We start from the raw sequence: 20125 nt of genomic DNA, 5'->3' as shown, positions 1-20125 counted from the left end.
TGCCGGCAGAACCATGACCGAACTTGCGCTTACGCTGATCAGTACCGCCCTGCTCAACAACTTCGTGTTGCACTGGCCGCTGGGCGTCGATCCGTTGCTGGCCGGCAGTCGGCGCCAGGTGCATGCGCTGGGGCTGGCGACGGCGTGCCTGATGCTGAGCGTCGGCATCTTCGGTTACGCAATCTGGCACTGGCTGCTGGTACCGCTGCAACTGCAGGCCCTGCACCTGTTCATGTTCTTGCCGCTCAACATGCTGCTGATCGCGCCGGTATTGAAACTGCTGACCCGTGCGCAGCCTGACTGGCCCTTCGATGGGCTATGGCCATTGTTGCTGGGCAATGCCGGCGTGCTCGGGCTGGCCTTGATCAATGCGCAAAATGATCATGGCCTGTTGCAGGCGGCGGCACTGAGCCTCGGCGCCGGGCTGGGTTTCTGGCTGGTGCTGAGCCTGTTCAGCGACTTGCGTGAACGCACGGCGGACAACGACATTCCCCTGCCCTTTCGCGGCTTGCCGATCGACCTGATCGGCGCCGGACTGATCGCAGTGATTTTTCTCGGATTCAGTGGACTGATCAAAACATGAGTCTGATTCAACTCATCGATGCCCTCCTGCCGCAGACCCAGTGCGGCAAATGCGGCCACCCCGGGTGCAAGCCCTATGCGCAAGGCATCGTCGACGGCGAACCGATCAACAAGTGCCCGCCCGGCGGCGACGAAACCATCGCCGCCCTGGCTGAACTGTTGAAGGTACCGGTGCTGGAACTGGACGTCAGCCGTGGCGCGGCACCGCCGCAAGTGGCGTACATCCGCGAAGCCGAGTGCATCGGCTGCACCAAGTGCATCCAGGCCTGCCCGATCGACGCCATCGTCGGCGCGGCGAAACTGATGCACACCGTGCTGATCGACGAATGCACCGGTTGCGACCTGTGCGTGGCACCGTGTCCGGTGGATTGCATCGAGATGCACCCGTTGCCGCTCGGCACCTTGCCGGTGGTCGGTGGTCTGGCGACCAGCCTTGAAGAGCTGCGCGCACGCACGGCCAAACGCGATCATGCGCGCCAGCGTTTCGAACGCCGCAACGCCCGCCTGCAACGCGAAGAACAGCACAAACAGGCTGAGCGCGAAGCCCGCGCGCAACGGGCTGCGCAACCGGCGGCGGCCGCTCTCGATCCGGTGCAGGCAGCTCTGGAACGGGTGCGCGCGCAGAAAGCCGCAACCGCCGATGCGGCGCTGAAGAAAGCCAAGATCGATGTCGCCATGAGCCGCGCACAATTGCACAAATCGTTGAAAGCCTTCGGCCATCCACCGACCTTCGAACAGCAATCGCAACTGATCGTGCTGCAACAGCAGTTCGAAGCGGCAGAACAGGCGCTGGCGAAACTCGAAAGCAGCACCGCCGTTCCAGCCGCTGCGGCTCCGGCTCCAGCGAAAGACGCGGATCTGAAACGGGCAAAAATCCAGTTGGCCATGCGTCGCGCCGAACTGAAAAAGGCTCAGACCGCCGAAGCACCCGCGCAGCAGATTGCCACGCTGGAACAGGCACTGCGTGATGCCGAGCAAGCCCTGCATGTGGCCGAGGCGGCCAGTGAGCAGCCTGTGCCTGATCTGGTCCGGGTGGAAAAGCGCCCGATCGACAACCAGCTCCGCCAGTTGAAAACCGAATTGGCCTACGCCCGCGCCGACCTGAGCAAACTCGAACGCCGCGCCGACACACCGAATGACATCCTCGACAAGGCCCGCGCTCGCCTGCTGGCCGCCGAGCGTCAAGTGAAAGACCATGTTGCCCCGTGAGGCACCGGATGATCGTCTGCAACAGGCGATGAAGCAGGTGCTGCTGGCAACGCTGCCGGGATTGTTGGCACTGTTCTGGTGTTACGGCTGGGGCGTGCTGATCAATTTGATTCTGGCGGCGAGCACGGCGCTGCTGATCGAAGCTGGCGTCACCCGCCTGCGGCGCCAACCTTTGCAACCGACGCTCAGCGATGGCAGCGCGCTGGTCAGCGCGACACTGCTGGCCGCTGCCCTGCCGCCTTACTGCCCGTGGTGGCTGACCGTGACCGCGGTGGCTTCGGGTCTGCTGTTCGGCAAGCATTTGTACGGTGGAGTCGGCAAAAATCCGTTCAACCCGGCCATGCTCGGTTTCGCCTTGGCGATGGTGCTGTTCCCACAACCGATGACCCACTGGCCGGCGCACGGCATGAATCTGCAGGCCGCTTTTGCCCAAGTCCTGAATCTGGGCCAGGCCCCGGACGCCTGGGTGCAGGCCACTGCGCTGGACAGTCTGCACATCAACAAGAGCCTGACCATGGATGAGTTGTTCGCCGCCAACCCGGCGTTCGGCCGCTTTGGCGGACGCGGCGTGGAGTGGATCAATCTGGCGTTTCTCGCCGGCGGGCTGTGGCTGTTGCAACGCCGGGTAATCGCCTGGCAAGCACCGGTCGGCATGCTGGCCAGCCTGTTTCTCGTCAGCCTGCTCTGCTGGAACGGTTCGGGTTCCGATTCCCACGGCTCACCGCTGTTTCACCTGCTGAGCGGGGCAACCATGCTCGGTGCCTTTTTCATCATTACCGAACCGGTATCCGGCGCCAAAAGCCCGTTGGCCCGGCTGCTGTTCGGCGTTGGCGTCGGCTTGCTCACCTACCTGATCCGCACCTGGGGCGGCTACCCGGACGGCGTTGCATTTGCCGTGTTGCTGATGAATCTCTGCGTGCCAGCGCTGGAACGTTTTGCCGCCGCCCGCCAGACGCAGGTGCAATCATGAGCCGCACGGTTTCTGTCGTGATGCTCGTGCTGCTGGCCGGCGCGGGGCTCGGCCTGACTTACGTGATGCAGCGCGCCAGTGCGCCGCAGATTGCCAGCGAGCAGGCCCTGCTCGACAGCCGCAAGCTGCTCGATGTACTCGCGGCCGATGCATACGACAATCAGCCGCTGGAGCAGCCACTGGCGTTGACTGATGCGACGTTGAGCCACAGCAAACTGCTGGCAGGTTACCGCGCCAGCAAAGCCGGGCAGCCGGTGGCGGTGCTGTTGCGCACGCAGACTGAGGGCTATGCCGGCGTTATCGAACTGCTGATCGCCATCGATGCCAACGGCAGACTGCTGGGGGTCAAAACCCTGCGGCACAACGAAACGCCCGCACTCGGCGGACTGATTGGCGACTGGCCGAACCACTGGCTGGCGACATTTGCCGGGCAATCGCGTCACGCGCCTGACGACGCAGGCTGGGCGCTGAAAAAGGATCAGGGACAGTTCGATCAACTGGCGGGCGCGACCATCACCTCCCGGGCCACCGTCAATGCCATCCACGACGCCCTGCGCTACTTTGATGAGCACCGGACAACCTTGCTGGGGAGCGGATCATGAACCGGCCGACGAACCTGACGAATGCTTCGATGCTGGTTGTGCTACTTGGCACCAGTACAACACTGGCTAGCGCACTGGGCATGCTGCTGATGTCGGGCGTCGTCGTGGCGGTTTACGGTGTCTGTTTCGGCGCATTGCGCTCGCGACTGTCTGACAGCGACCGGATGCTGGCCAGTCTGCTGCTGGCCGCCACCCTGACCAGTTGCGCCAATATCCTCGCGCAACGCTGGGCGTTGCAGTGGCAACAGTCACTCGGAATCTATACCGGGCTGATCGCCTTGCAATGCGTAGTGCTGGAATACAATGGATTCTTTGCCCAGCCATTTGGCCTGCGCCTGAAGTTTTTTGGCCTGTCGAGCGGGCTGCTACTAGCGCTGGCGGCACTGCGTGAACTGTTCGGTCAGGGCCATATCGGCCGTGGCCTGCCTGAGCACTGGCAAGGCCTGGTGCTGTTCAACGAAGGGCTGCACCTGTTCTCCCTGGTTCCCGGCGCATTCATCGTGCTTGGGCTTCTGCTCGCCGCCCGCCAGGCCTGGACCCGCTCGAACGCTCTCTCCAAGGAAACACATCATCCATGAATGCCGCAAAACGTCTGGAAATCTTCCGCAGACTTCACGAAGACAATCCCGAGCCGAAGACCGAACTGGCCTATTCCTCGCCGTTCGAGTTGTTGATCGCGGTCATTCTTTCGGCGCAATCAACCGACGTCGGCGTCAACAAGGCCACGGCAAAACTGTTCCCGGTGGCTAACACCCCCGCTGCAATCCACGCACTGGGCGTCGAAGGGCTGTCCGAATACATCAAAACCATCGGTCTCTATAACAGCAAAGCGAAAAACGTGATCGAGACCTGCCGCATGCTGGTCGAACTGCACAATGGCGAAGTCCCGCAGACGCGCGAAGAACTGGAAGCGCTGCCCGGCGTCGGCCGCAAGACGGCCAACGTGGTCCTGAATACCGCTTTCCGTCAGTTGACCATGGCGGTCGACACGCACATTTTTCGCGTGAGCAACCGCACCGGTATTGCCCCGGGTAAAAATGTCGTTGAAGTTGAAAAGAAGCTGATGAAATTTGTGCCAAAAGACTACCTGCTGGATTCTCACCACTGGCTGATTCTGCACGGTCGCTATGTGTGTCTGGCGCGCAAGCCACGCTGTGGCAGCTGCCGAATCGAGGATTTGTGCGAGTACAAACACAAAACCTCTGACGATTGATTGGCTATTGGAATAATTGATTTATCGATTGAAAAAATCTTTTTTACCCGCAGCAGGAATATCGATATAAGGAGCGCCAAAGGCAGTCTTAGCCTGGAGTTCACCTTATGACTGACAGCAAAGAACAACTGGATGTAGATGACGATTTCACCGCTGTAGAAACCGACGACGCCGAACCGGTGGTCGAAGTCGCCAAGACCAATCTGAGCAAACGCCGCACCATCGACAACCTGCTTGAGGAGCGCCGACTGCAAAAGCAATTGGCCGATTACGATTTTGATCTTTGACACTTGAAAGCCTCCCTGACCGGAGGCTTTTTACTTTCTGCAGCATCTGACATGGCGCAGCCCACGTTGCCTCGGGCTTCAGGAGCATCAGACAAGCCCGTTGCGTTGCGCCAGTTCAATCAGATCCACCAACGACCGGGCATTGAGTTTCAATAGCAGGCGGGTCTTGTAAGTGCTGACCGTCTTGTTGCTGAGGAACATGCCATCGGCAATTTCCTTGTTCGTTTTACCTCGCGCCAATTGCTGCAACACCATCATTTCCCGCCCGGACAGGCGGTCTACCATATCGGCTTCGCTGGCATTACCGAGGCTGGTGCGTACGGTATGCAGGGCCTGATTGGGAAAATAACTGTATCCGGACAGTACGGCTTTGATCGCACTGAGCAGCTCCGTCAGATCCTGCTGTTTACAGACATACCCTGCCGCCCCCGATTGCATGCAGCGCATTGAAAAATGCCCTGGGGCCTGGGAAGTCAACACCAAAACTTTCAAGGGCATCGGTGTCGAGTTCAGACGCGCAATAACTTCAAGACCATCGAGCTTCGGTATTCCAATATCCAGGATAACAATATCCGGCATCTGTTCACGCGCAAGTTGCAAAGCATCTACACCGTTATCCGTTTCTGCAATGACTTCGTAGCCATGACGCTCCATCAGCATACGCACAGCAAGACGAATGACGGGATGATCATCCACGATCAGCACTTTATTCATGGGCAAGTCCAGTTTCGCTGTTCGAATTTTTAGAGCACGCACAATAGCCCAGTCACTTCCGACATGGCACAAGAGAGTTCCATCGCACTCCCAGCGAAAGACATTCCCTACAACAAATAAAGACTATTCCTACAAAAAAACCCACTTACGCACTATTTCCATGACACGACTGTTTTTCCACCCCCTGCACCGACGTGAAAAATACTACGCCCTGAAGCCCTTGCGCACTCGCTTTCAGAGCAAGTTGCTCATCGAATGCAGACAGAATATTGCTGTTCAATGAATACCTGTGACTCATTCGCGATCGGCACTTGGCAGATGACCAATTGTAAAAAAACAACATACAAACCATTCAAAGCACTTTAACAATCAATGTCTGAAACAAGATACTTCTACCCAACTGATTTTCTTTAATATAAAAATAGCCTCACGTATAAACTTCAACCCACACCCAACCAATCCACCTATTGGAAACACACATTTAATGAGCACGCCCCATGATAAAAGTCAGAAAAAAGATAACCAACCCCATGACTATAATTGCGATATTTGCATTTATTTCCGAATCATCAGCCGCCATTTCCTTGCCTTTTTTAGATAACAACGAAAGGGAGGTCTATGTCTGGTTTCTGATCAGCTTCCCGTTTTACTTGTTGCTGCTGTTTTTTCTAACACTAAACTTCAACTACCGTTCTCTGTACGCCCCCTCGGATTTCGAGAAAGACGACAGCTTTCTAAAAACCTTTGAGGAACTCAAGACCACCGAGAGCAACCCGGATTTGTCTCCGACAGACACTTCAATTGCAACCGGCAAGAAATCAAATTCGAATAAACCAGAACCAACGCTACCAACACACGGTACTGACCAGACGCAATCCCATCGGTCTGCTGAAATAGCCTGCCCCGAGGAATCGTGGATTGAACACAACATTCAGTTACCCAAACCCATGGGCACGTTGCGTGCGATAGATGTTCGTCCGATGAACAATTCACAGGCGTTCAATACGCTGGTCGAACACTTTCCGCGCCTGGGCAAACAATCGGCCAAGGCAGTGCTTTTTTTGACTGATCCCGCATCCGAGGTTTTGCTCAAGCAAATGACGCTCAGCCTTATCAGACAGTCGAAGAAAAGCGGCGGCGCGAAACTCTTGGTCGCCTATAACGTGAGTACGCAAAGCACTACGGTTCTGAGCGAACTATGAAACGCAAGGCAGATGCCTGAAATGGGTATTCAAGAAAACCCCGGAATGGGCCGTAGCGACAGACAATCCAGGAGAGCGCCAGACGTGCATAAAAAAATGGCGGCATTGTCCAGAGACAAGCCGCCATTTTTCATACAGGCCTGCGTGACTTAAAACAGCTTGCGGCCCTTGTTGGCTGCAATGCGCATGCGCAGCGCGTTAAGCTTGATGAAGCCCGCCGCATCGGCCTGGTTGTATGCGCCGCCGTCTTCTTCGAAGGTCGCAATATTAGCGTCGAACAACGAATCGCCGGACTTGCGGCCGGTAACGATCACGTTGCCTTTGTACAGCTTCAGACGAACCACACCGTTCACGTTGACCTGCGAAGCGTCGATCATCTGTTGCAGCATCAGACGCTCCGGGCTCCACCAGTAACCGGTGTAGATCAGGCTGGCGTATTTCGGCATCAACTCGTCTTTGAGGTGAGCGACTTCGCGGTCCAGAGTGATCGATTCGATGGCGCGGTGTGCACGCAGCATGATGGTGCCGCCCGGGGTTTCGTAGCAGCCACGGGACTTCATGCCGACATAGCGGTTTTCCACGATGTCGAGACGGCCGATGCCGTGAGCACCACCGATCTTGTTCAGCGTCGCCAGTACGGTGGCCGGAGTCATTTCGACGCCGTCCAGGGCAACGATGTCGCCGTTGCGGTAGGTCAGTTCCAGGTATTGCGGGGTGTCGGGAGCCTTCTCCGGGGAGACGGTCCAGCGCCACATGTCTTCTTCGTGCTCGGTCCAGGTGTCTTCCAGCACGCCGCCTTCATAAGAGATGTGCAGCAGGTTGGCGTCCATCGAGTACGGGGACTTCTTCTTGCCGTGACGCTCGATCGGGATCGCGTGCTTTTCGGCGTAGTCCATCAGCTTCTCGCGCGACAACAGGTCCCACTCACGCCATGGCGCGATCACTTTCACGCCTGGCTTGAGCGCGTAGGCACCCAGTTCAAAACGCACTTGATCGTTACCCTTGCCGGTGGCGCCATGGGAAATGGCGTCGGCGCCGGTTTCGTTGGCGATTTCGATCAGGCGCTTGGCAATCAGCGGACGTGCGATGGAAGTACCCAGCAGGTACTCGCCTTCGTAAACGGTGTTGGCGCGGAACATCGGGAACACGAAGTCACGCACGAATTCTTCGCGCAGGTCGTCAATGTAGATTTCTTTGACGCCCATGGCCTGAGCCTTGGCACGAGCCGGCTCGACCTCTTCGCCCTGACCCAGGTCAGCGGTGAAAGTCACCACTTCACAGTTATAAGTATCCTGCAGCCACTTGAGGATCACCGAAGTGTCCAGGCCGCCGGAATACGCCAGAACGACTTTGTTTACGTCCGCCATGCCATCACTCCACGGGGTTCTACGGAAAGCCGAAGAGTCTACCGCTCAAATCCGATAATTTACAGAGGCGCGACAGCTTAAGACGACAAAGCGACAGAATCTGTCGAGAGCGCGACGATGACCGGCGGGTCAGGAAGTCGCTGCAGCATTGGCAGGCGTACTGGCTTGCGGGGCTGGTGCGGTGGTCGGCGCCACTCGCGCCAGCTTCACGCTGACCCGGCGATTCTTCGCCCGGTTAGCTGCATTGTTGTTCGGCACCAGCGGGTATTGCTCGCCGTGGAACCGCACGGTGATCTGCGATTCGGCGATGCCGTTGGCCTTGAAGAAATCGACCACCGCCAGCGCGCGCCGGCGCGACAGTTCACGATTGGTCAGACGATTACCGCTGTTGTCGGAATAGCCATCCAGTTCGATGTGATTGACCGTCGGGTCGGCCTTCATGAACTCGAGCATCACCTGCAGCCTGGCCTTGGCGTCGGCATCCAGATCGGTGCCTTCGCCAGGAAAGCCTATCTGCGAGTGTTTGACCTGATCGAAATTCTGCGGCAGCAGCTTCGCCACGCATGTCTGGTATTCGTTGAACGCCTTGCTGAACTTGACCGGCAACAGACGCACTTCAGAAACCCGGCCATCGCCGGACGCACGACGCACCACCGGACTGCGACCGTCGAGCAAACCGCTGATCAGTCCGCCGGCCTGGGATTGCGAACTGTTGAACAGCACGTTGCCGGTGCCGATCCTGACGCTGCCCAGATTGATGTCGTTGCGCCCCGGCTGCCAGGGCGCAGCTGCCGCGAGCAACGTCGCCGAACCGCCGCCGAGCATGGCGTTGTAGGCATTGAGACGGAATATCGCCTGCTCGCCGGCCTTGCGCACGAACTGGCCCGAGCCGAAATCGGTGATCGGCTGGGTCAGGCGGCACTCGAACTTGTCGCCCTCGACCGTCCACTCAATGTTCTCCAGACGCGTCTGGTAGGTGAGCGCCATCGCGGGAAGGCTGGCAAACACACTGAGCAAGGCTAAATATCGCTGGCGCACGGGAGGCTCCATTGGCTTCTGTAACACAAAGACCGATTCACACTATGTTTACGGCATACCTACGGGATATCGGAAGGTTCTCGCAAAACTTGATAGCGAGTGCCTGCAAGAGTCTTTTCCGGTAGCATTCCCCTCAGTTTGACCCGCCTGGAATCCCCTCATGTCCGACCGCCTGACCCTGCTGCGTCCCGACGACTGGCACATTCATCTTCGCGATGGTGCCGTGTTGACCAATACCGTTGCCGATGTGGCGCGCACCTTTGGCCGCGCCATCATCATGCCCAACCTGGTACCACCGGTGCGCAACGCCGCTGAAGCCGATGGCTATCGCCAGCGGATTCTCGCTGCCCGCCCGGCCGGCAGTCGTTTCGAACCGCTGATGGTGCTGTACCTCACCGACCGCACCCAGCCCGAAGAAATTCGTGAGGCCAAGGCCAGCGGTTTCGTGCACGCCGCCAAGCTGTACCCGGCTGGCGCCACCACCAACTCCGACTCTGGTGTGACCAGCATCGACAAGATCTTCCCGGCGCTGGAAGCCATGGCCGAAGTCGGCATGCCGCTGCTGATCCACGGCGAAGTCACCCGTGGCGATGTCGACGTCTTCGATCGCGAAAAGATTTTCATCGATGAGCACATGCGCCGTGTCGTCGAGCGTTTCCCGACGCTCAAAGTGGTGTTCGAACACATCACCACCGGCGACGCCGTGCAGTTTGTCAACGAAGCCTCGGCCAACGTTGGCGCGACCATCACCGCGCATCACCTGCTGTACAACCGCAACCACATGCTGGTGGGCGGGATCCGGCCGCACTTCTACTGCCTGCCGATCCTCAAGCGCAATACCCATCAGGAAGCCCTGCTCGACGCGGCCACCAGCGGCAGCGCGAAGTTCTTCCTCGGCACCGACTCGGCGCCGCACGCCCAGCACGCCAAGGAAGCCGCCTGCGGCTGCGCCGGCTGCTACACCGCGTACGCCGCCATCGAGCTGTATGCCGAAGCGTTCGAACAGCGTAATGCGCTGGACAAGCTTGAAGCGTTTGCCAGCCTGAACGGCCCGCGCTTCTACGGTCTGCCGGCCAACACCGATCGCATCACCCTGGTTCGCGAAGAATGGACCGCCCCGACCAGCCTGCCATTCGGCGAGCTGAACGTTATCCCGCTGCGCGCCGGTGAAAAACTGCGCTGGCGCCTGCTGGAGGAACACGCGTGAGTGAAGACCATTTCGACGACGAACTGGACGGTCAAGGTGGCGGCGGCGGTTCCCGTCATCCAATGGCAGCGCGTTTTCGCGGCTACCTGCCGGTTGTCGTCGACGTAGAGACCGGTGGCTTCAACTCGGCCACCGACGCTCTGCTGGAGATTGCTGCGACCACCATCGCCATGGACGAAAAGGGTTTCGTTTACCCGGACCACACCTACTTCTTCCGCGTCGAGCCGTTCGAAGGCGCGAACATTGAAGCAGCCGCGCTGGAGTTCACCGGGATCAAGCTCGATCACCCGTTGCGCATGGCGGTCAGCGAAGAAACCGCGCTGACCGACATCTTCCGTGGCGTGCGCAAGGCGCTGAAGGCCAATGGCTGCAAACGGGCGATTCTGGTCGGGCATAACAGCAGCTTCGACCTCGGCTTCCTGAATGCCGCGGTTGCGCGTCTGGACATGAAGCGCAATCCGTTCCATCCGTTCTCCAGCTTCGATACCGCGACGCTGGCCGGTCTGGCTTACGGTCAAACCGTGCTGGCGAAAGCCTGTCAGGCAGCGGACATCGACTTCGACGGCCGTGAAGCGCATTCGGCGCGTTACGACACCGAGAAGACCGCCGAGCTGTTCTGCGGCATCGTCAACCGCTGGAAACAGATGGGCGGCTGGGAAGACTTCGACGACTGATCCTCGTCGGGTATTTCCCGTGCATGAAAAAACCGGCCACTTGGGCCGGTTTTTTTGTACCTCGACGTTGCGCCTTACAGGGCAGCAGCGTTCTCGGTCAGGTAAGCCGCGACGCCTTCTGGCGAAGCGTTCATGCCTTTGTCGCCTTTCTTCCAGTTGGCAGGGCAAACTTCGCCGTGCTCTTCGTGGAATTGCAGAGCGTCGACCAGACGGATCAGCTCTTCCATGTTACGACCCAGCGGCAGGTCGTTGATGATCTGCGAACGGACGACGCCCTTGTCGTCGATCAGGAACGCGCCACGGAAAGCCACGCCGCCTTCGGATTCAACGTCGTAGGCCTTGGCGATTTCGTGCTTCATGTCGGCAGCCATGGTGTATTTCACCTGGCCGATGCCGCCATTGTTGACCGGGGTGTTGCGCCAGGCGTTGTGGGTGAAGTGCGAGTCGATCGACACGGCGACCACTTCCACGTTGCGCGCCTTGAAGTCAGCCATGCGGTTGTCCAGAGCGATCAGCTCGGACGGGCAGACGAAGGTGAAGTCCAGCGGGTAGAAGAACACCAGGCCGTATTTGCCTTTGATGGCCGAGGACAGGGTGAAGCTGTCAACGATCTCGCCATTGCCGAGTACGGCCGGGACGGTGAAGTCAGGGGCTTGTTTGCCTACGAGTACGCTCATGGATATCTCCTGGTGAATAACTTTGAAGTTCAGGGTCCGGGCCAGCCTGCCACCCTCAGGCGACAGCCCTGTGACACGAACCCTCTTCGCAAGGGCCGACCATCATACACTGCGTTTTTCGCCTGTCCTTAACGGTTTTTTGCCCAAGGCGGATAACGGACCAGCATTTTCGGGGCCAGGCCATTCGCCATTAATCACCGTTCGTCAGTGACCGGCCTTTCGATCGAAAACCATTCAGAAAGCACTTTGACAATCATTCTCGTTAACATTAAGATCCATCGCAATTGAGTCACAACCAGCGACGGTTCTCACTTATGTATGTTTGCCTCTGCACTGGCGTCACCGACGGACAGATCCGCGAAGCGATCTATGAAGGTTGCTGCAGCTACAAAGAAGTCCGCCAGGCCACTGGCGTCGCCAGCCAATGCGGCAAATGTGCCTGCCTGGCCAAGGAAGTGGTTCGCGAAACCCTGACCAAGCTGCAAACCGCTCAGGCCGCGATCCCCTATCCGGTAGAATTTACGGCTGCGTAATTACCCAGATTTCGAAGAACCGGACTTATGTCCGGTTTTTTTATGTCCGCAAATCAAGTGCTTAGGTGCCAGACGCGGAACACAAACATTCTTATTCAGATTTAATTTCATTTATTATTCAATAACTTAGGTTTGACACTTATAAGTACCCGGCTCAAACTCCGCCTTATATACGGCTATTACAGGGCAGGACTCCCATCATGAAAGGCGACATTACAGTCATCCAGCATCTCAACAAGATCCTTGCCAATGAGCTGGTCGCGATCAATCAGTACTTCCTGCATGCCCGCATGTATGAAGATTGGGGCCTGAACAAGCTGGGCAAGCACGAGTACCACGAATCCATCGACGAGATGAAACACGCGGACAAGCTGATCAAGCGCATCCTGTTCCTGGAAGGCCTGCCGAACGTGCAGGATCTGGGCAAGCTGCACATCGGCGAGCACACCCGGGAAATGCTGGAGTGTGACCTGCGCATCGAGAAGACCGGCCACGCCGACCTGAAAGCCGCCATCGCCCATTGCGAATCGGTTGGCGACTTCGGCAGCCGTGAATTGCTTGAAGACATTCTCGAATCCGAAGAAGAGCATATCGACTGGCTGGAAACCCAACTGGGCCTGATCGATAAAGTCGGTCTCGAGAACTATCTGCAATCGCAGATGGGCGAGGAGTAGGCGCTGCCGCAGGCTGCGATCTTTTCAGATTGCACCGGCAACTCGCGTTAACTTTTCCAGCGCACTAAAAAGCCCCGCCCTCTTCCGAGGTGCGGGGCTTTTTATTGACTGAAGATCAAAAGATCGCAGTCTCGTTTCACTCGACAGCTCCTACAGCAGAAGCATGTGCCGAGTGAAAGCCGGATCAGGCTTCGGACTTGGCCGCAGCCGCCTTGGCCGATGCTTCCTTGACCAGAGTCTGCAGCTCACCGTTGGCGAACATTTCAGCCATGATGTCGCTGCCGCCGACCAGTTCACCACCAACCCACAGTTGCGGGAAAGTCGGCCAGTTGGCGTACTTTGGCAGGTTGGCGCGGATTTCCGGGTTCTGCAGGATGTCGACGTAGGCGAACTTCTCGCCACAGCCCATTACAGCCTGCGCAGCTTTCGCGGAAAAGCCACACTGTGGGGCATTCGGCGAGCCTTTCATGTAAAGCAGAATGGTGTTGTTGGCAATCTGCTCTTTAATCGTTTCGATGATATCCATGGAGCACCTCGGCTGAACTTTCCGACTCATGGGTCGGCACGGTGACGCATTGTAACGGAATCCCGAGCGCGCTGCTCGGTCTCCCCGACAGGCATATTCAAGCCGCCACCACCGTCACCGGCACGCCATTGAGCGCCGCGTTGCCCGACAGCTCGTCGAGCTGGCATTCATCGGTCAGGTCGTTGGCGCTAGACCCCGGCTGACCACTGGCAATCGCCATTTGCACGCCCGGGCGCGCATGCCCCCAGCCATGGGGCAGGCTGACCACGCCTTTCATCATGTCCAGGCTGCCGAGCACCTCCACTTCGATCTGTCCGACCCGCGAACTGACGCGCACCCATTGCCCGTCGTCGAGCCCGCGACTGGCCAGATCGTCCGGGTGCATCAGCAGTTGATGACGCGGTTTGCCCTTCACTAGCCGATGGTAATTGTGCATCCACGAATTGTTGCTGCGCACATGGCGCCGGCCGATCATCAACAACTCATCGGCTGCCGGCGCCTGCAAGGCCGCAAAGCGTGCGAGATCAGCGAGGATCTCCGGCGGCGCAGCCTGCACCCGTTGATTTGGCGTCTTGAGGCGAGCGGCAAGATTCGGTTTCAACGCCCCAAGATCAATCCCGTGCGGATGATCGAACAATGTCGCCAACGACAGCTTCCGATCGGACGCATCGCCATACAGCCCCATGCGCAGGCCCATATCGATCATCTGCGCCGGCGGCAAGGTCGGTTTCAGTTCCTTGCCGGTCTTTTCGGCGAAAGCCTTGGCCAGGCCGACGAAAATTTCCCAATCGTGCAGCGCACCCTCTGGTTTGGCGAGAATCGCCCGGTTGAAGCGAGTGACGTTGCGCACCGCGAACAGGTTGAACGTAGTGTCGTAGTGATCGTTCTCCAGCGCCGAGGTCGACGGCAGGATCAAATCGGCGTAACGCGTGGTTTCGTTGATGTACAGGTCGATGCTGAGCATGAACTCCAGACCGTCCAGCGCCTGCTCCAGTTGCCGGCCGTTGGGCGTCGACAACACCGGATTGCCGGCCACTGTGATCAGCGCGCGAATCTGCCCTTCGCCTTCAGTGAGCATCTCTTCGGCCAGCGCCGAGACCGGCAGCTCGCCGCCGTACTCGGGCCGTCCGGATACCCGGCTCTGCCACTTGTTGAAATGCCCGCCCGAGGTCGACGCCACCAGATCCACCGCCGGCTCGGTGCACAACGCGCCGCCCACCCGGTCAAGGTTGCCGGTGACCAGATTGATCAACTGCACCACCCAGTGACACAAGGTGCCGAACGCCTGAGTCGAAACGCCCATGCGCCCGTAGCACACGGCACTCGGCGCCGCAGCGAAATCCCGCGCCAGTTGGCGGATCTGCTCGGCCGGCACCGCACACAGCGGGCTCATGGCTTCGGCAGTGAACGTGGCGACGGCTGCGCGCACTTCATCAAGGCCATCAACCGGCAAGAGGCTGTCACGGGTCAGGTCTTCGCTGAACAAGGTGTTGAGCACCCCGAACAAAAGCGCCGCGTCGCCACCAGGCCGCACGAACAGGTGCTGATCGGCGATGGCCGCCGTTTCGCTGCGCCGGGGATCGACCACCACCACTTTGCCGCCGCGCGCCTGAATCGCCTTCAGGCGTTTCTCTACATCCGGCACGGTCATGATGCTGCCGTTGGACGCCAGCGGGTTGCCGCCGAGGATCAGCATGAAATCGGTGTGATCGATGTCCGGGATTGGCAGCAGCAAGCCATGGCCGTACATCAGGTAACTGCTCAGGTGATGCGGCAACTGATCGACCGAAGTCGCCGAGAAGCGATTGCGCGTCTTCAGCAGGCCGAGAAAGTAGTTGCTGTGGGTCATCAGCCCATAGTTGTGCACGCTCGGGTTGCCCTGGTAGACCGCCACCGCGTTTTGCCCGTGACGCTCCTGAATCGCCGCCAGACGCTCGGCCACCAGTGCAAAGGCCTGGTCCCACTCGATCGGCAGCCATTCGCTGCCGACCCGGCGCATCGGCTGACGCAGGCGATCGGGGTCATTCTGGATGTCTTGCAAGGCCACGGCCTTGGGGCAGATATGCCCGCGACTGAAGGTGTCGAGGGCATCGCCCTTGATCGAGGTGATCGCAACGTTGCCATCGGATTCGGTGGTCTCGATGGTCAGGCCGCAGATGGCTTCGCACAGGTGGCAGGCGCGGTGATGGAGAGTCTTGGTCATGGCCAGTCTCTGTCTTGTTCTGGGCAGGCAACGGGCATGCCTGCGGGAACAAAACTATGGCCCGTGCAAGGGAGCGATGCCAGCGATGTTCGTCTTGTGAATCGACGGCTATCAGGCGAGCCGATAGCCTGTCAGGTTCAGTTGGACGGCAGCTGCGGCGGCGCCTGCAACTGGATTTCCTGAATGGTCTCGATCTGCTCGTGAGCGATGTGCACACCGGTGAGTTCGCCGATCAGCCGCCAGTGCTCGTCGAGCCCGGCACTGATGGTCGCCATGCGATCGATCATGTGACGGCCGGCGGTCTTGACCACTTCGTCGTCGCTGCGCAGCAGTTCGAAGGACATTGAGGTCACCGACGCGGTGAGATGGGTCAAAGAGCGAGCCGTGTGACCCAGCAGTTCCATTAACAGTTTTTCTTTCGATTCCATGCGGAGGCTTCCTGCGTCGCTCGAAACTTATTTATAACCCAGCACTTTGCTTTAGCAAATGTTTCAGTCCGAGCATCCGACCAAGTGATGGCATGGCGCCACGGTCGTAAACCGACCCAGGCGACTCGATCCCCGCCATGCTGAATTGCCAAGCCCTGCAAGGCCAGTGTACAAAGAGGCTCGTGGCGGCTCTGAACCCGGCTTCATCAAATGTGCGACAGCAACATCCGACGCCCCACCGAATCCCGCAAAATCCGTAGCCTATTGGCGTAACGCGACATTTAGTGTCAATATCGCGCCTTCCCCTATTTCGTCGCCCCGTGCGGCTTACGCCGCAGGTCTCGCCCGTTGTTCCGTTAAACAAGGCTTTGAGCATCTGCGGTTTGTAACAAAAAGGTAGTCAATGATGAGCGCAAGGCACTTTCTCTCCCTGATGGATTGCACGCCCGAAGAGCTGGTCAGCGTGATCCGTCGAGGCGTTGAGCTCAAGGACCTGCGTAACCGCGGCGTACTGTTCGAGCCGCTGAAAAACCGCGTCCTGGGGATGATTTTCGAGAAATCCTCGACCCGTACCCGGATCTCCTTCGAGGCCGGCATGATCCAGCTCGGTGGCCAGGCGATCTTCCTCTCGCCACGCGACACCCAGCTGGGCCGTGGCGAGCCGATTGGCGACTGCGCCATCGTCATGTCGAGCATGCTCGACGCGGTGATGATCCGTACCTTTGCCCACAGCACCCTGACCGAATTCGCCGCCAACTCGCGCGTGCCAGTGATCAACGGCCTGTCCGATGACTTGCACCCGTGCCAGTTGCTGGCCGACATGCAGACCTTCCTCGAACACCGTGGCTCGATTCAGGGCAAGACCGTGGCGTGGATCGGCGACGGCAACAACATGTGCAACAGCTATATAGAAGCGGCGATCCAGTTCGACTTCCAGTTGCGCGTTGCCTGCCCGCAAGGCTACGAGCCCAATCCTGAGTTCGTCGCCCGCGCCGGCGATCGCGTGACCATCGTCCGCGATCCGCAAGACGCCGTGCGCGGTGCGCACCTGGTGAGCACTGACGTCTGGACTTCGATGGGTCAGGAAGAGGAAACTGCCAAGCGCCTGAAGCTGTTTGCACCGTTCCAGGTGACCCGCGCCCTGCTCGATCTGGCGGCTGAAGATGTGCTGTTCATGCACTGCCTGCCGGCGCACCGCGGTGAAGAAATCAGCCTCGACCTGCTCGATGACCCGCGCTCCGTTGCCTGGGATCAGGCAGAAAACCGTCTCCACGCACAGAAGGCCCTGCTTGAGTTCCTCGTCGAACCGGCATATCACCACGCATGAGTCATGAATTACTGCTGAACCTGCGCAACCTCGCTTGCGGCTACCAAGATCAACGCGTGGTGCAGAACCTCAATCTGCACCTCAACGCTGGCGACATCGGCTGCCTGCTCGGCTCGTCCGGCTGCGGCAAGACCACCACCCTGCGCGCGATTGCCGGTTTTGAACCGGTGCACGAAGGGGAAATCACTTTGGGCGGCGAAACCATTTCCAGCGCCGGTTTCACTCTGGCCCCGGAGAAACGCCGGATCGGCATGGTGTTCCAGGACTACGCACTGTTCCCGCACCTCAGCGTCGCGGACAACATCGCCTTCGGGATCCGCAAGCACCCGAACAAGGCGCGCGTCACCGAAGAGCTGCTGGAACTGGTCAACCTGAAGAACCTCGGCAAACGCTTCCCGCACGAGCTCTCCGGCGGCCAGCAACAACGCGTCGCCCTCGCCCGCGCCCTGGCGCCAGAACCGCAACTGCTGCTGCTCGACGAACCGTTCTCCAACCTCGATGGCGAACTGCGCCGCAAGCTCAGCCACGAAGTGCGCGACATCCTCAAGGCCCGTGGCACCAGTGCGATTCTGGTGACCCACGACCAGGAAGAAGCCTTCGCCGTGAGCGATCACGTTGGCGTATTCAAGGAAGGCCGGCTGGAACAGTGGGACACACCCTACAATCTCTACCACGAGCCGGCGACGCCGTTTGTGGCCAGTTTCATTGGTCAGGGTTATTTCATTCGCGGTCAGCTCGGCAGCCCGGAATCGGTGCAGACCGAACTCGGCGAACTGCGCGGCAACCGGGCCTATACCTGGCCGGTGGGCGGCGCGGTGGATGTGTTGCTGCGTCCGGATGACATCGTTTATGCGCCGGACAGCGCGTTGAAAGCACGCATCGTCGGCAAGACCTTCCTCGGTGCCTCGACCCTGTATCGCCTGCAACTGCCGACCGGCGCGCAGCTGGAATCGATCTTCCCCAGCCATGCGGACCATCAGGTGGGTACGGATGTCGGGATTCGGGTTGCTGCAGAACACCTGGTCCTGTTCCAGGCATCGGGCAGCACCGCCGCACAAATCCCGGCAGTGGAAAACGGCGTCCGCCGCTACAGCACCGCCCTCTGATCAAACAGAACATCGGAGTGTGGAGGTTTTTTGTGGTGAGGGGATTTATCCCCGATGGGGCGCGAAGCGGCCCTTTAACCTGCACCGCGGAGTGCCTGGCACTGTGCAAGTAATGGTTTGGGGCTGCTGCTCAGCCCATCGGGGATAAATCCCCTCACTACAAAGGCTCACTCCAACAAAGTTTTGCGTTAACCGAGGATCAGTGTACCGCTGGCCACCAGCGTCGCATTCCCGCCGATCTTCACCCGCTCCCCCTCCAGCCGACAGAACAACTCCCCGCCCCGCGCCGAACGCTGGCACGCGGTCAGGCTCGACTTGCCCAGACGTTTCGACCAGTAGGGAATCAAGCTGCAATGCGTCGAACCGGTGACCGGGTCTTCGTTGATACCGATGGCCGGCGCAAAATAACGCGAGACAAAATCATGCTGATTGCCGCGCGCCGTCACGATGGCGCCGAGCCACGGCAGTTTCGCCAGCGCGACCATGTCCGGTGTGCAGTCGAGCACTGCCTGCTCCGACTCCAGCACCACGAACAACTCGTTGGAACCGAGCACATCCACCGCCTCGACACCCAGCGCACGCTCGACATCCAGCGTCACGCCAATCGCCGATGGCACGATCGACGGAAAGTCCAGCCACAGGCGATCACCTTCGCGGCTGACGCTCAACGGCCCGGACTTGCAGGTGAAGTCCAGACGCTCGACGTTTTCCTTGTAGACCTCGAACAACACGTGGGCACTGGCCAGCGTCGCATGCCCGCACAACGGCACTTCGGTGGTCGGAGTGAACCAGCGGATGTGCCACGCGGCGCCTTCGCGCACCACGAACGCGGTTTCCGCCAGATTGTGTTCGGCGGCGATCTTCTGCATCAACTCATCCGCAAGCCATGCGTCGAGCCGATACACCATCGCCGGATTGCCACTGAACGGTCGGTCGCTGAACGCGTCGACCTGATGAAACTCAAGCTGCATAACCTTCTCCCTAAGTCCGTGGGCAGAGCATGCGGCGCGGGCCGGTTCAGCGCCAGTGACAGAACCGGCCAATTTTCTTCATACAGAATTCAGCGTTACACCCGACCGATGTCGGCAAATTTGGCCTGTGTATGCTCGGCGAGCACGGCGGGCGCCAACTCGACCTCCAGGCCGCGTCGGCCAGCACTGACATAAATAGTCGCAAAACCCTGAGCCGAGTTATCGATGAAGGTGCGCAGACGCTTCTTCTGCCCCAGCGGACTGATCCCGCCCAGCAGGTAACCGGTGGAACGCTGCGCCGCCGCCGGGTCAGCCATTTCGACTTTCTTCACGCCCGCCGCGTGTGCCAGCCCCTTGAGATCAAGGCTTCCGACGACCGGTACCACCGCCACCAGCAATTCACCTTTTTCGCTGGCAGCGAGCAGCGTCTTGAACACCTGCGCCGGCTCCAGCGCCAGTTTCTCTGCGGCCTCCAGCCCATAGGACGCGGCCTTCGGGTCATGTTCGTAACTGTGCACGCGATGTTCGGCACGAACTTTTTTCAACAAGTCCAACGCAGGGGTCATGGCAGCTCCAGGCTCGGCATCAACAGAAAAATCCTGCGCCGGATTCTAG

23 protein-coding genes are annotated in these 20125 nt (G+C 59.2%); 14 read left to right on the top strand and 9 right to left on the bottom strand.

Features of this window, described 5'->3' with window-relative positions:
- Positions 1 to 13: 13 nt before the first annotated feature.
- The 7 genes from KVQ82_RS07180 (at position 14) to KVQ82_RS07150 (ending at position 4863) form a co-directional block, all read left to right on the top strand.
- Complete coding sequence (locus tag KVQ82_RS07180; protein WP_222018512.1) at positions 14 to 583, top strand: electron transport complex protein RnfA; 570 nt, start codon at positions 14 to 16, stop codon at positions 581 to 583.
- Positions 580 to 1791: an electron transport complex subunit RsxB gene (rsxB, locus tag KVQ82_RS07175; protein WP_222018511.1), complete on the top strand. Its 1212-nt coding sequence runs from the start codon at positions 580 to 582 to the stop codon at positions 1789 to 1791. Before KVQ82_RS07180 ends, rsxB begins: the two co-directional genes overlap by 4 nt.
- On the top strand, positions 1778 to 2761 hold the full coding sequence (locus KVQ82_RS07170) for an RnfABCDGE type electron transport complex subunit D (RefSeq protein ID WP_222018510.1): 984 nt from the start codon (positions 1778 to 1780) through the stop codon (positions 2759 to 2761). Before rsxB ends, KVQ82_RS07170 begins: the two co-directional genes overlap by 14 nt.
- Positions 2758 to 3363 (top strand): RnfABCDGE type electron transport complex subunit G, encoded by a 606-nt coding sequence (locus KVQ82_RS07165; protein ID WP_222018509.1) that lies wholly within the window; start codon positions 2758 to 2760, stop codon positions 3361 to 3363. The genes KVQ82_RS07170 and KVQ82_RS07165 overlap by 4 nt, the downstream gene beginning before the upstream one ends.
- Positions 3360 to 3941, top strand: coding sequence for an Rnf-Nqr domain containing protein (locus tag KVQ82_RS07160; RefSeq protein ID WP_222018508.1), 582 nt, complete (start codon positions 3360 to 3362; stop codon positions 3939 to 3941). Before KVQ82_RS07165 ends, KVQ82_RS07160 begins: the two co-directional genes overlap by 4 nt.
- Entirely contained in the window at positions 3938 to 4576 is a 639-nt protein-coding gene (nth, locus tag KVQ82_RS07155; protein WP_003227707.1) for an endonuclease III, read from the top strand. The genes KVQ82_RS07160 and nth overlap by 4 nt, the downstream gene beginning before the upstream one ends.
- A 107-nt stretch (positions 4577 to 4683) precedes the next feature.
- Positions 4684 to 4863, top strand: a complete 180-nt coding sequence (locus tag KVQ82_RS07150) for a PA3496 family putative envelope integrity protein (RefSeq protein ID WP_041068377.1) — start codon at positions 4684 to 4686, stop codon at positions 4861 to 4863.
- 87 nt (positions 4864 to 4950) lie between these two features.
- Here KVQ82_RS07150 and KVQ82_RS07145 read toward each other — a convergent pair whose 3' ends face one another.
- The gene (locus tag KVQ82_RS07145; protein ID WP_003227711.1) at positions 4951 to 5577 is read right to left on the bottom strand and encodes a response regulator transcription factor; all 627 of its coding nucleotides are present in this window, start codon (positions 5575 to 5577) and stop codon (positions 4951 to 4953) included.
- Between the two features lie 497 nt (positions 5578 to 6074).
- Between KVQ82_RS07145 and KVQ82_RS07140 the strand changes: the two genes are divergently transcribed.
- Positions 6075 to 6779: a hypothetical protein gene (locus KVQ82_RS07140; protein WP_222018507.1), complete on the top strand. Its 705-nt coding sequence runs from the start codon at positions 6075 to 6077 to the stop codon at positions 6777 to 6779.
- Positions 6780 to 6928: 149 nt separating this feature from the next.
- Here the strand turns inward: KVQ82_RS07140 and KVQ82_RS07135 are convergent, their stop codons facing one another.
- Both KVQ82_RS07135 and KVQ82_RS07130 read right to left on the bottom strand, forming a co-directional pair.
- The gene (locus tag KVQ82_RS07135) at positions 6929 to 8146 is read right to left on the bottom strand and encodes an argininosuccinate synthase (RefSeq protein ID WP_222018506.1); all 1218 of its coding nucleotides are present in this window, start codon (positions 8144 to 8146) and stop codon (positions 6929 to 6931) included.
- 129 nt (positions 8147 to 8275) lie between these two features.
- On the bottom strand, positions 8276 to 9184 hold the full coding sequence (locus tag KVQ82_RS07130) for an OmpA family protein (protein ID WP_086791774.1): 909 nt from the start codon (positions 9182 to 9184) through the stop codon (positions 8276 to 8278).
- A 160-nt stretch (positions 9185 to 9344) separates the two neighbouring features.
- On the opposite strand from KVQ82_RS07130, the gene pyrC reads away from it, so the two are divergent.
- Positions 9345 to 10391, top strand: a complete 1047-nt coding sequence (pyrC, locus tag KVQ82_RS07125; RefSeq protein ID WP_047296199.1) for a dihydroorotase — start codon at positions 9345 to 9347, stop codon at positions 10389 to 10391.
- Positions 10388 to 11065 carry a ribonuclease T gene (gene rnt / locus KVQ82_RS07120; RefSeq protein WP_003227721.1) on the top strand — a complete coding sequence of 226 codons (678 nt, stop codon included), beginning with the start codon at positions 10388 to 10390 and terminating at the stop codon, positions 11063 to 11065. Before pyrC ends, rnt begins: the two co-directional genes overlap by 4 nt.
- A gap of 74 nt (positions 11066 to 11139) precedes the next feature.
- On the opposite strand, the gene KVQ82_RS07115 is transcribed toward rnt, so the two are convergent.
- On the bottom strand, positions 11140 to 11742 hold the full coding sequence (locus KVQ82_RS07115; protein WP_007963972.1) for a peroxiredoxin: 603 nt from the start codon (positions 11740 to 11742) through the stop codon (positions 11140 to 11142).
- 314 nt (positions 11743 to 12056) lie between these two features.
- Between KVQ82_RS07115 and KVQ82_RS07110 the strand changes: the two genes are divergently transcribed.
- Together KVQ82_RS07110 and bfr are read left to right on the top strand one after the other, a co-directional pair.
- Positions 12057 to 12275 carry a bacterioferritin-associated ferredoxin gene (locus KVQ82_RS07110; RefSeq protein ID WP_003227725.1) on the top strand — a complete coding sequence of 73 codons (219 nt, stop codon included), beginning with the start codon at positions 12057 to 12059 and terminating at the stop codon, positions 12273 to 12275.
- Between the two features lie 200 nt (positions 12276 to 12475).
- Positions 12476 to 12949, top strand: a complete 474-nt coding sequence (gene bfr / locus KVQ82_RS07105; RefSeq protein WP_007963971.1) for a bacterioferritin — start codon at positions 12476 to 12478, stop codon at positions 12947 to 12949.
- A 184-nt stretch (positions 12950 to 13133) separates the two neighbouring features.
- On the opposite strand, the gene grxD is transcribed toward bfr, so the two are convergent.
- From grxD to KVQ82_RS07090, 3 genes are all read right to left on the bottom strand, one after another.
- Positions 13134 to 13475, bottom strand: a complete 342-nt coding sequence (gene grxD, locus KVQ82_RS07100; protein ID WP_003227729.1) for a Grx4 family monothiol glutaredoxin — start codon at positions 13473 to 13475, stop codon at positions 13134 to 13136.
- A 97-nt stretch (positions 13476 to 13572) separates the two neighbouring features.
- Entirely contained in the window at positions 13573 to 15678 is a 2106-nt protein-coding gene (locus KVQ82_RS07095; protein WP_222018505.1) for a molybdopterin oxidoreductase family protein, read from the bottom strand.
- Positions 15679 to 15815: 137 nt separating this feature from the next.
- The gene (locus KVQ82_RS07090; protein ID WP_041068361.1) at positions 15816 to 16106 is read right to left on the bottom strand and encodes a hypothetical protein; all 291 of its coding nucleotides are present in this window, start codon (positions 16104 to 16106) and stop codon (positions 15816 to 15818) included.
- A gap of 406 nt (positions 16107 to 16512) precedes the next feature.
- On the opposite strand from KVQ82_RS07090, the gene argF reads away from it, so the two are divergent.
- Together argF and KVQ82_RS07080 are read left to right on the top strand one after the other, a co-directional pair.
- Entirely contained in the window at positions 16513 to 17433 is a 921-nt protein-coding gene (gene argF / locus KVQ82_RS07085; RefSeq protein ID WP_047296204.1) for an ornithine carbamoyltransferase, read from the top strand.
- Positions 17430 to 18539 (top strand): ABC transporter ATP-binding protein, encoded by a 1110-nt coding sequence (locus KVQ82_RS07080; RefSeq protein ID WP_222018504.1) that lies wholly within the window; start codon positions 17430 to 17432, stop codon positions 18537 to 18539. Before argF ends, KVQ82_RS07080 begins: the two co-directional genes overlap by 4 nt.
- Positions 18540 to 18727: 188 nt before the next feature.
- Here the strand turns inward: KVQ82_RS07080 and KVQ82_RS07075 are convergent, their stop codons facing one another.
- The gene (locus tag KVQ82_RS07075; protein ID WP_041068354.1) at positions 18728 to 19510 is read right to left on the bottom strand and encodes a PhzF family phenazine biosynthesis protein; all 783 of its coding nucleotides are present in this window, start codon (positions 19508 to 19510) and stop codon (positions 18728 to 18730) included.
- 95 nt (positions 19511 to 19605) lie between these two features.
- Positions 19606 to 20076, bottom strand: coding sequence for a Cys-tRNA(Pro) deacylase (gene ybaK / locus KVQ82_RS07070; protein ID WP_041068352.1), 471 nt, complete (start codon positions 20074 to 20076; stop codon positions 19606 to 19608).
- Positions 20077 to 20125: the final 49 nt, after the last annotated feature.

The organism is Pseudomonas sp. AO-1, from assembly GCF_019775695.1.
Classification (GTDB): domain Bacteria; phylum Pseudomonadota; class Gammaproteobacteria; order Pseudomonadales; family Pseudomonadaceae; genus Aquipseudomonas; species Aquipseudomonas parakoreensis.
This window is presented reverse-complemented; position numbering and strand designations above follow the sequence as displayed.

Bases quoted from the DNA above. Each gene is read 5' to 3' on its own strand.
- KVQ82_RS07180 (WP_222018512.1), top strand. From the start codon at position 14: ATGACCGAACTTGCGCTTACGCTGATCAGTACCGCCCTGCTCAACAAC.
- rsxB (WP_222018511.1), top strand. From the start codon at position 580: ATGAGTCTGATTCAACTCATCGATGCCCTCCTGCCGCAGACCCAGTGC.
- KVQ82_RS07170 (WP_222018510.1), top strand. From the start codon at position 1,778: ATGTTGCCCCGTGAGGCACCGGATGATCGTCTGCAACAGGCGATGAAG.
- KVQ82_RS07165 (WP_222018509.1), top strand. From the start codon at position 2,758: ATGAGCCGCACGGTTTCTGTCGTGATGCTCGTGCTGCTGGCCGGCGCG.
- KVQ82_RS07160 (WP_222018508.1), top strand. From the start codon at position 3,360: ATGAACCGGCCGACGAACCTGACGAATGCTTCGATGCTGGTTGTGCTA.
- nth (WP_003227707.1), top strand. From the start codon at position 3,938: ATGAATGCCGCAAAACGTCTGGAAATCTTCCGCAGACTTCACGAAGAC.
- KVQ82_RS07150 (WP_041068377.1), top strand. From the start codon at position 4,684: ATGACTGACAGCAAAGAACAACTGGATGTAGATGACGATTTCACCGCT.
- KVQ82_RS07145 (WP_003227711.1), bottom strand. From the start codon at position 5,577: ATGAATAAAGTGCTGATCGTGGATGATCATCCCGTCATTCGTCTTGCT.
- KVQ82_RS07140 (WP_222018507.1), top strand. From the start codon at position 6,075: ATGATAAAAGTCAGAAAAAAGATAACCAACCCCATGACTATAATTGCG.
- KVQ82_RS07135 (WP_222018506.1), bottom strand. From the start codon at position 8,146: ATGGCGGACGTAAACAAAGTCGTTCTGGCGTATTCCGGCGGCCTGGAC.
- pyrC (WP_047296199.1), top strand. From the start codon at position 9,345: ATGTCCGACCGCCTGACCCTGCTGCGTCCCGACGACTGGCACATTCAT.
- KVQ82_RS07115 (WP_007963972.1), bottom strand. From the start codon at position 11,742: ATGAGCGTACTCGTAGGCAAACAAGCCCCTGACTTCACCGTCCCGGCC.
- KVQ82_RS07110 (WP_003227725.1), top strand. From the start codon at position 12,057: ATGTATGTTTGCCTCTGCACTGGCGTCACCGACGGACAGATCCGCGAA.
- bfr (WP_007963971.1), top strand. From the start codon at position 12,476: ATGAAAGGCGACATTACAGTCATCCAGCATCTCAACAAGATCCTTGCC.
- grxD (WP_003227729.1), bottom strand. From the start codon at position 13,475: ATGGATATCATCGAAACGATTAAAGAGCAGATTGCCAACAACACCATT.
- KVQ82_RS07095 (WP_222018505.1), bottom strand. From the start codon at position 15,678: ATGACCAAGACTCTCCATCACCGCGCCTGCCACCTGTGCGAAGCCATC.
- KVQ82_RS07090 (WP_041068361.1), bottom strand. From the start codon at position 16,106: ATGGAATCGAAAGAAAAACTGTTAATGGAACTGCTGGGTCACACGGCT.
- argF (WP_047296204.1), top strand. From the start codon at position 16,513: ATGAGCGCAAGGCACTTTCTCTCCCTGATGGATTGCACGCCCGAAGAG.
- KVQ82_RS07080 (WP_222018504.1), top strand. From the start codon at position 17,430: ATGAGTCATGAATTACTGCTGAACCTGCGCAACCTCGCTTGCGGCTAC.
- KVQ82_RS07075 (WP_041068354.1), bottom strand. From the start codon at position 19,510: ATGCAGCTTGAGTTTCATCAGGTCGACGCGTTCAGCGACCGACCGTTC.
- ybaK (WP_041068352.1), bottom strand. From the start codon at position 20,076: ATGACCCCTGCGTTGGACTTGTTGAAAAAAGTTCGTGCCGAACATCGC.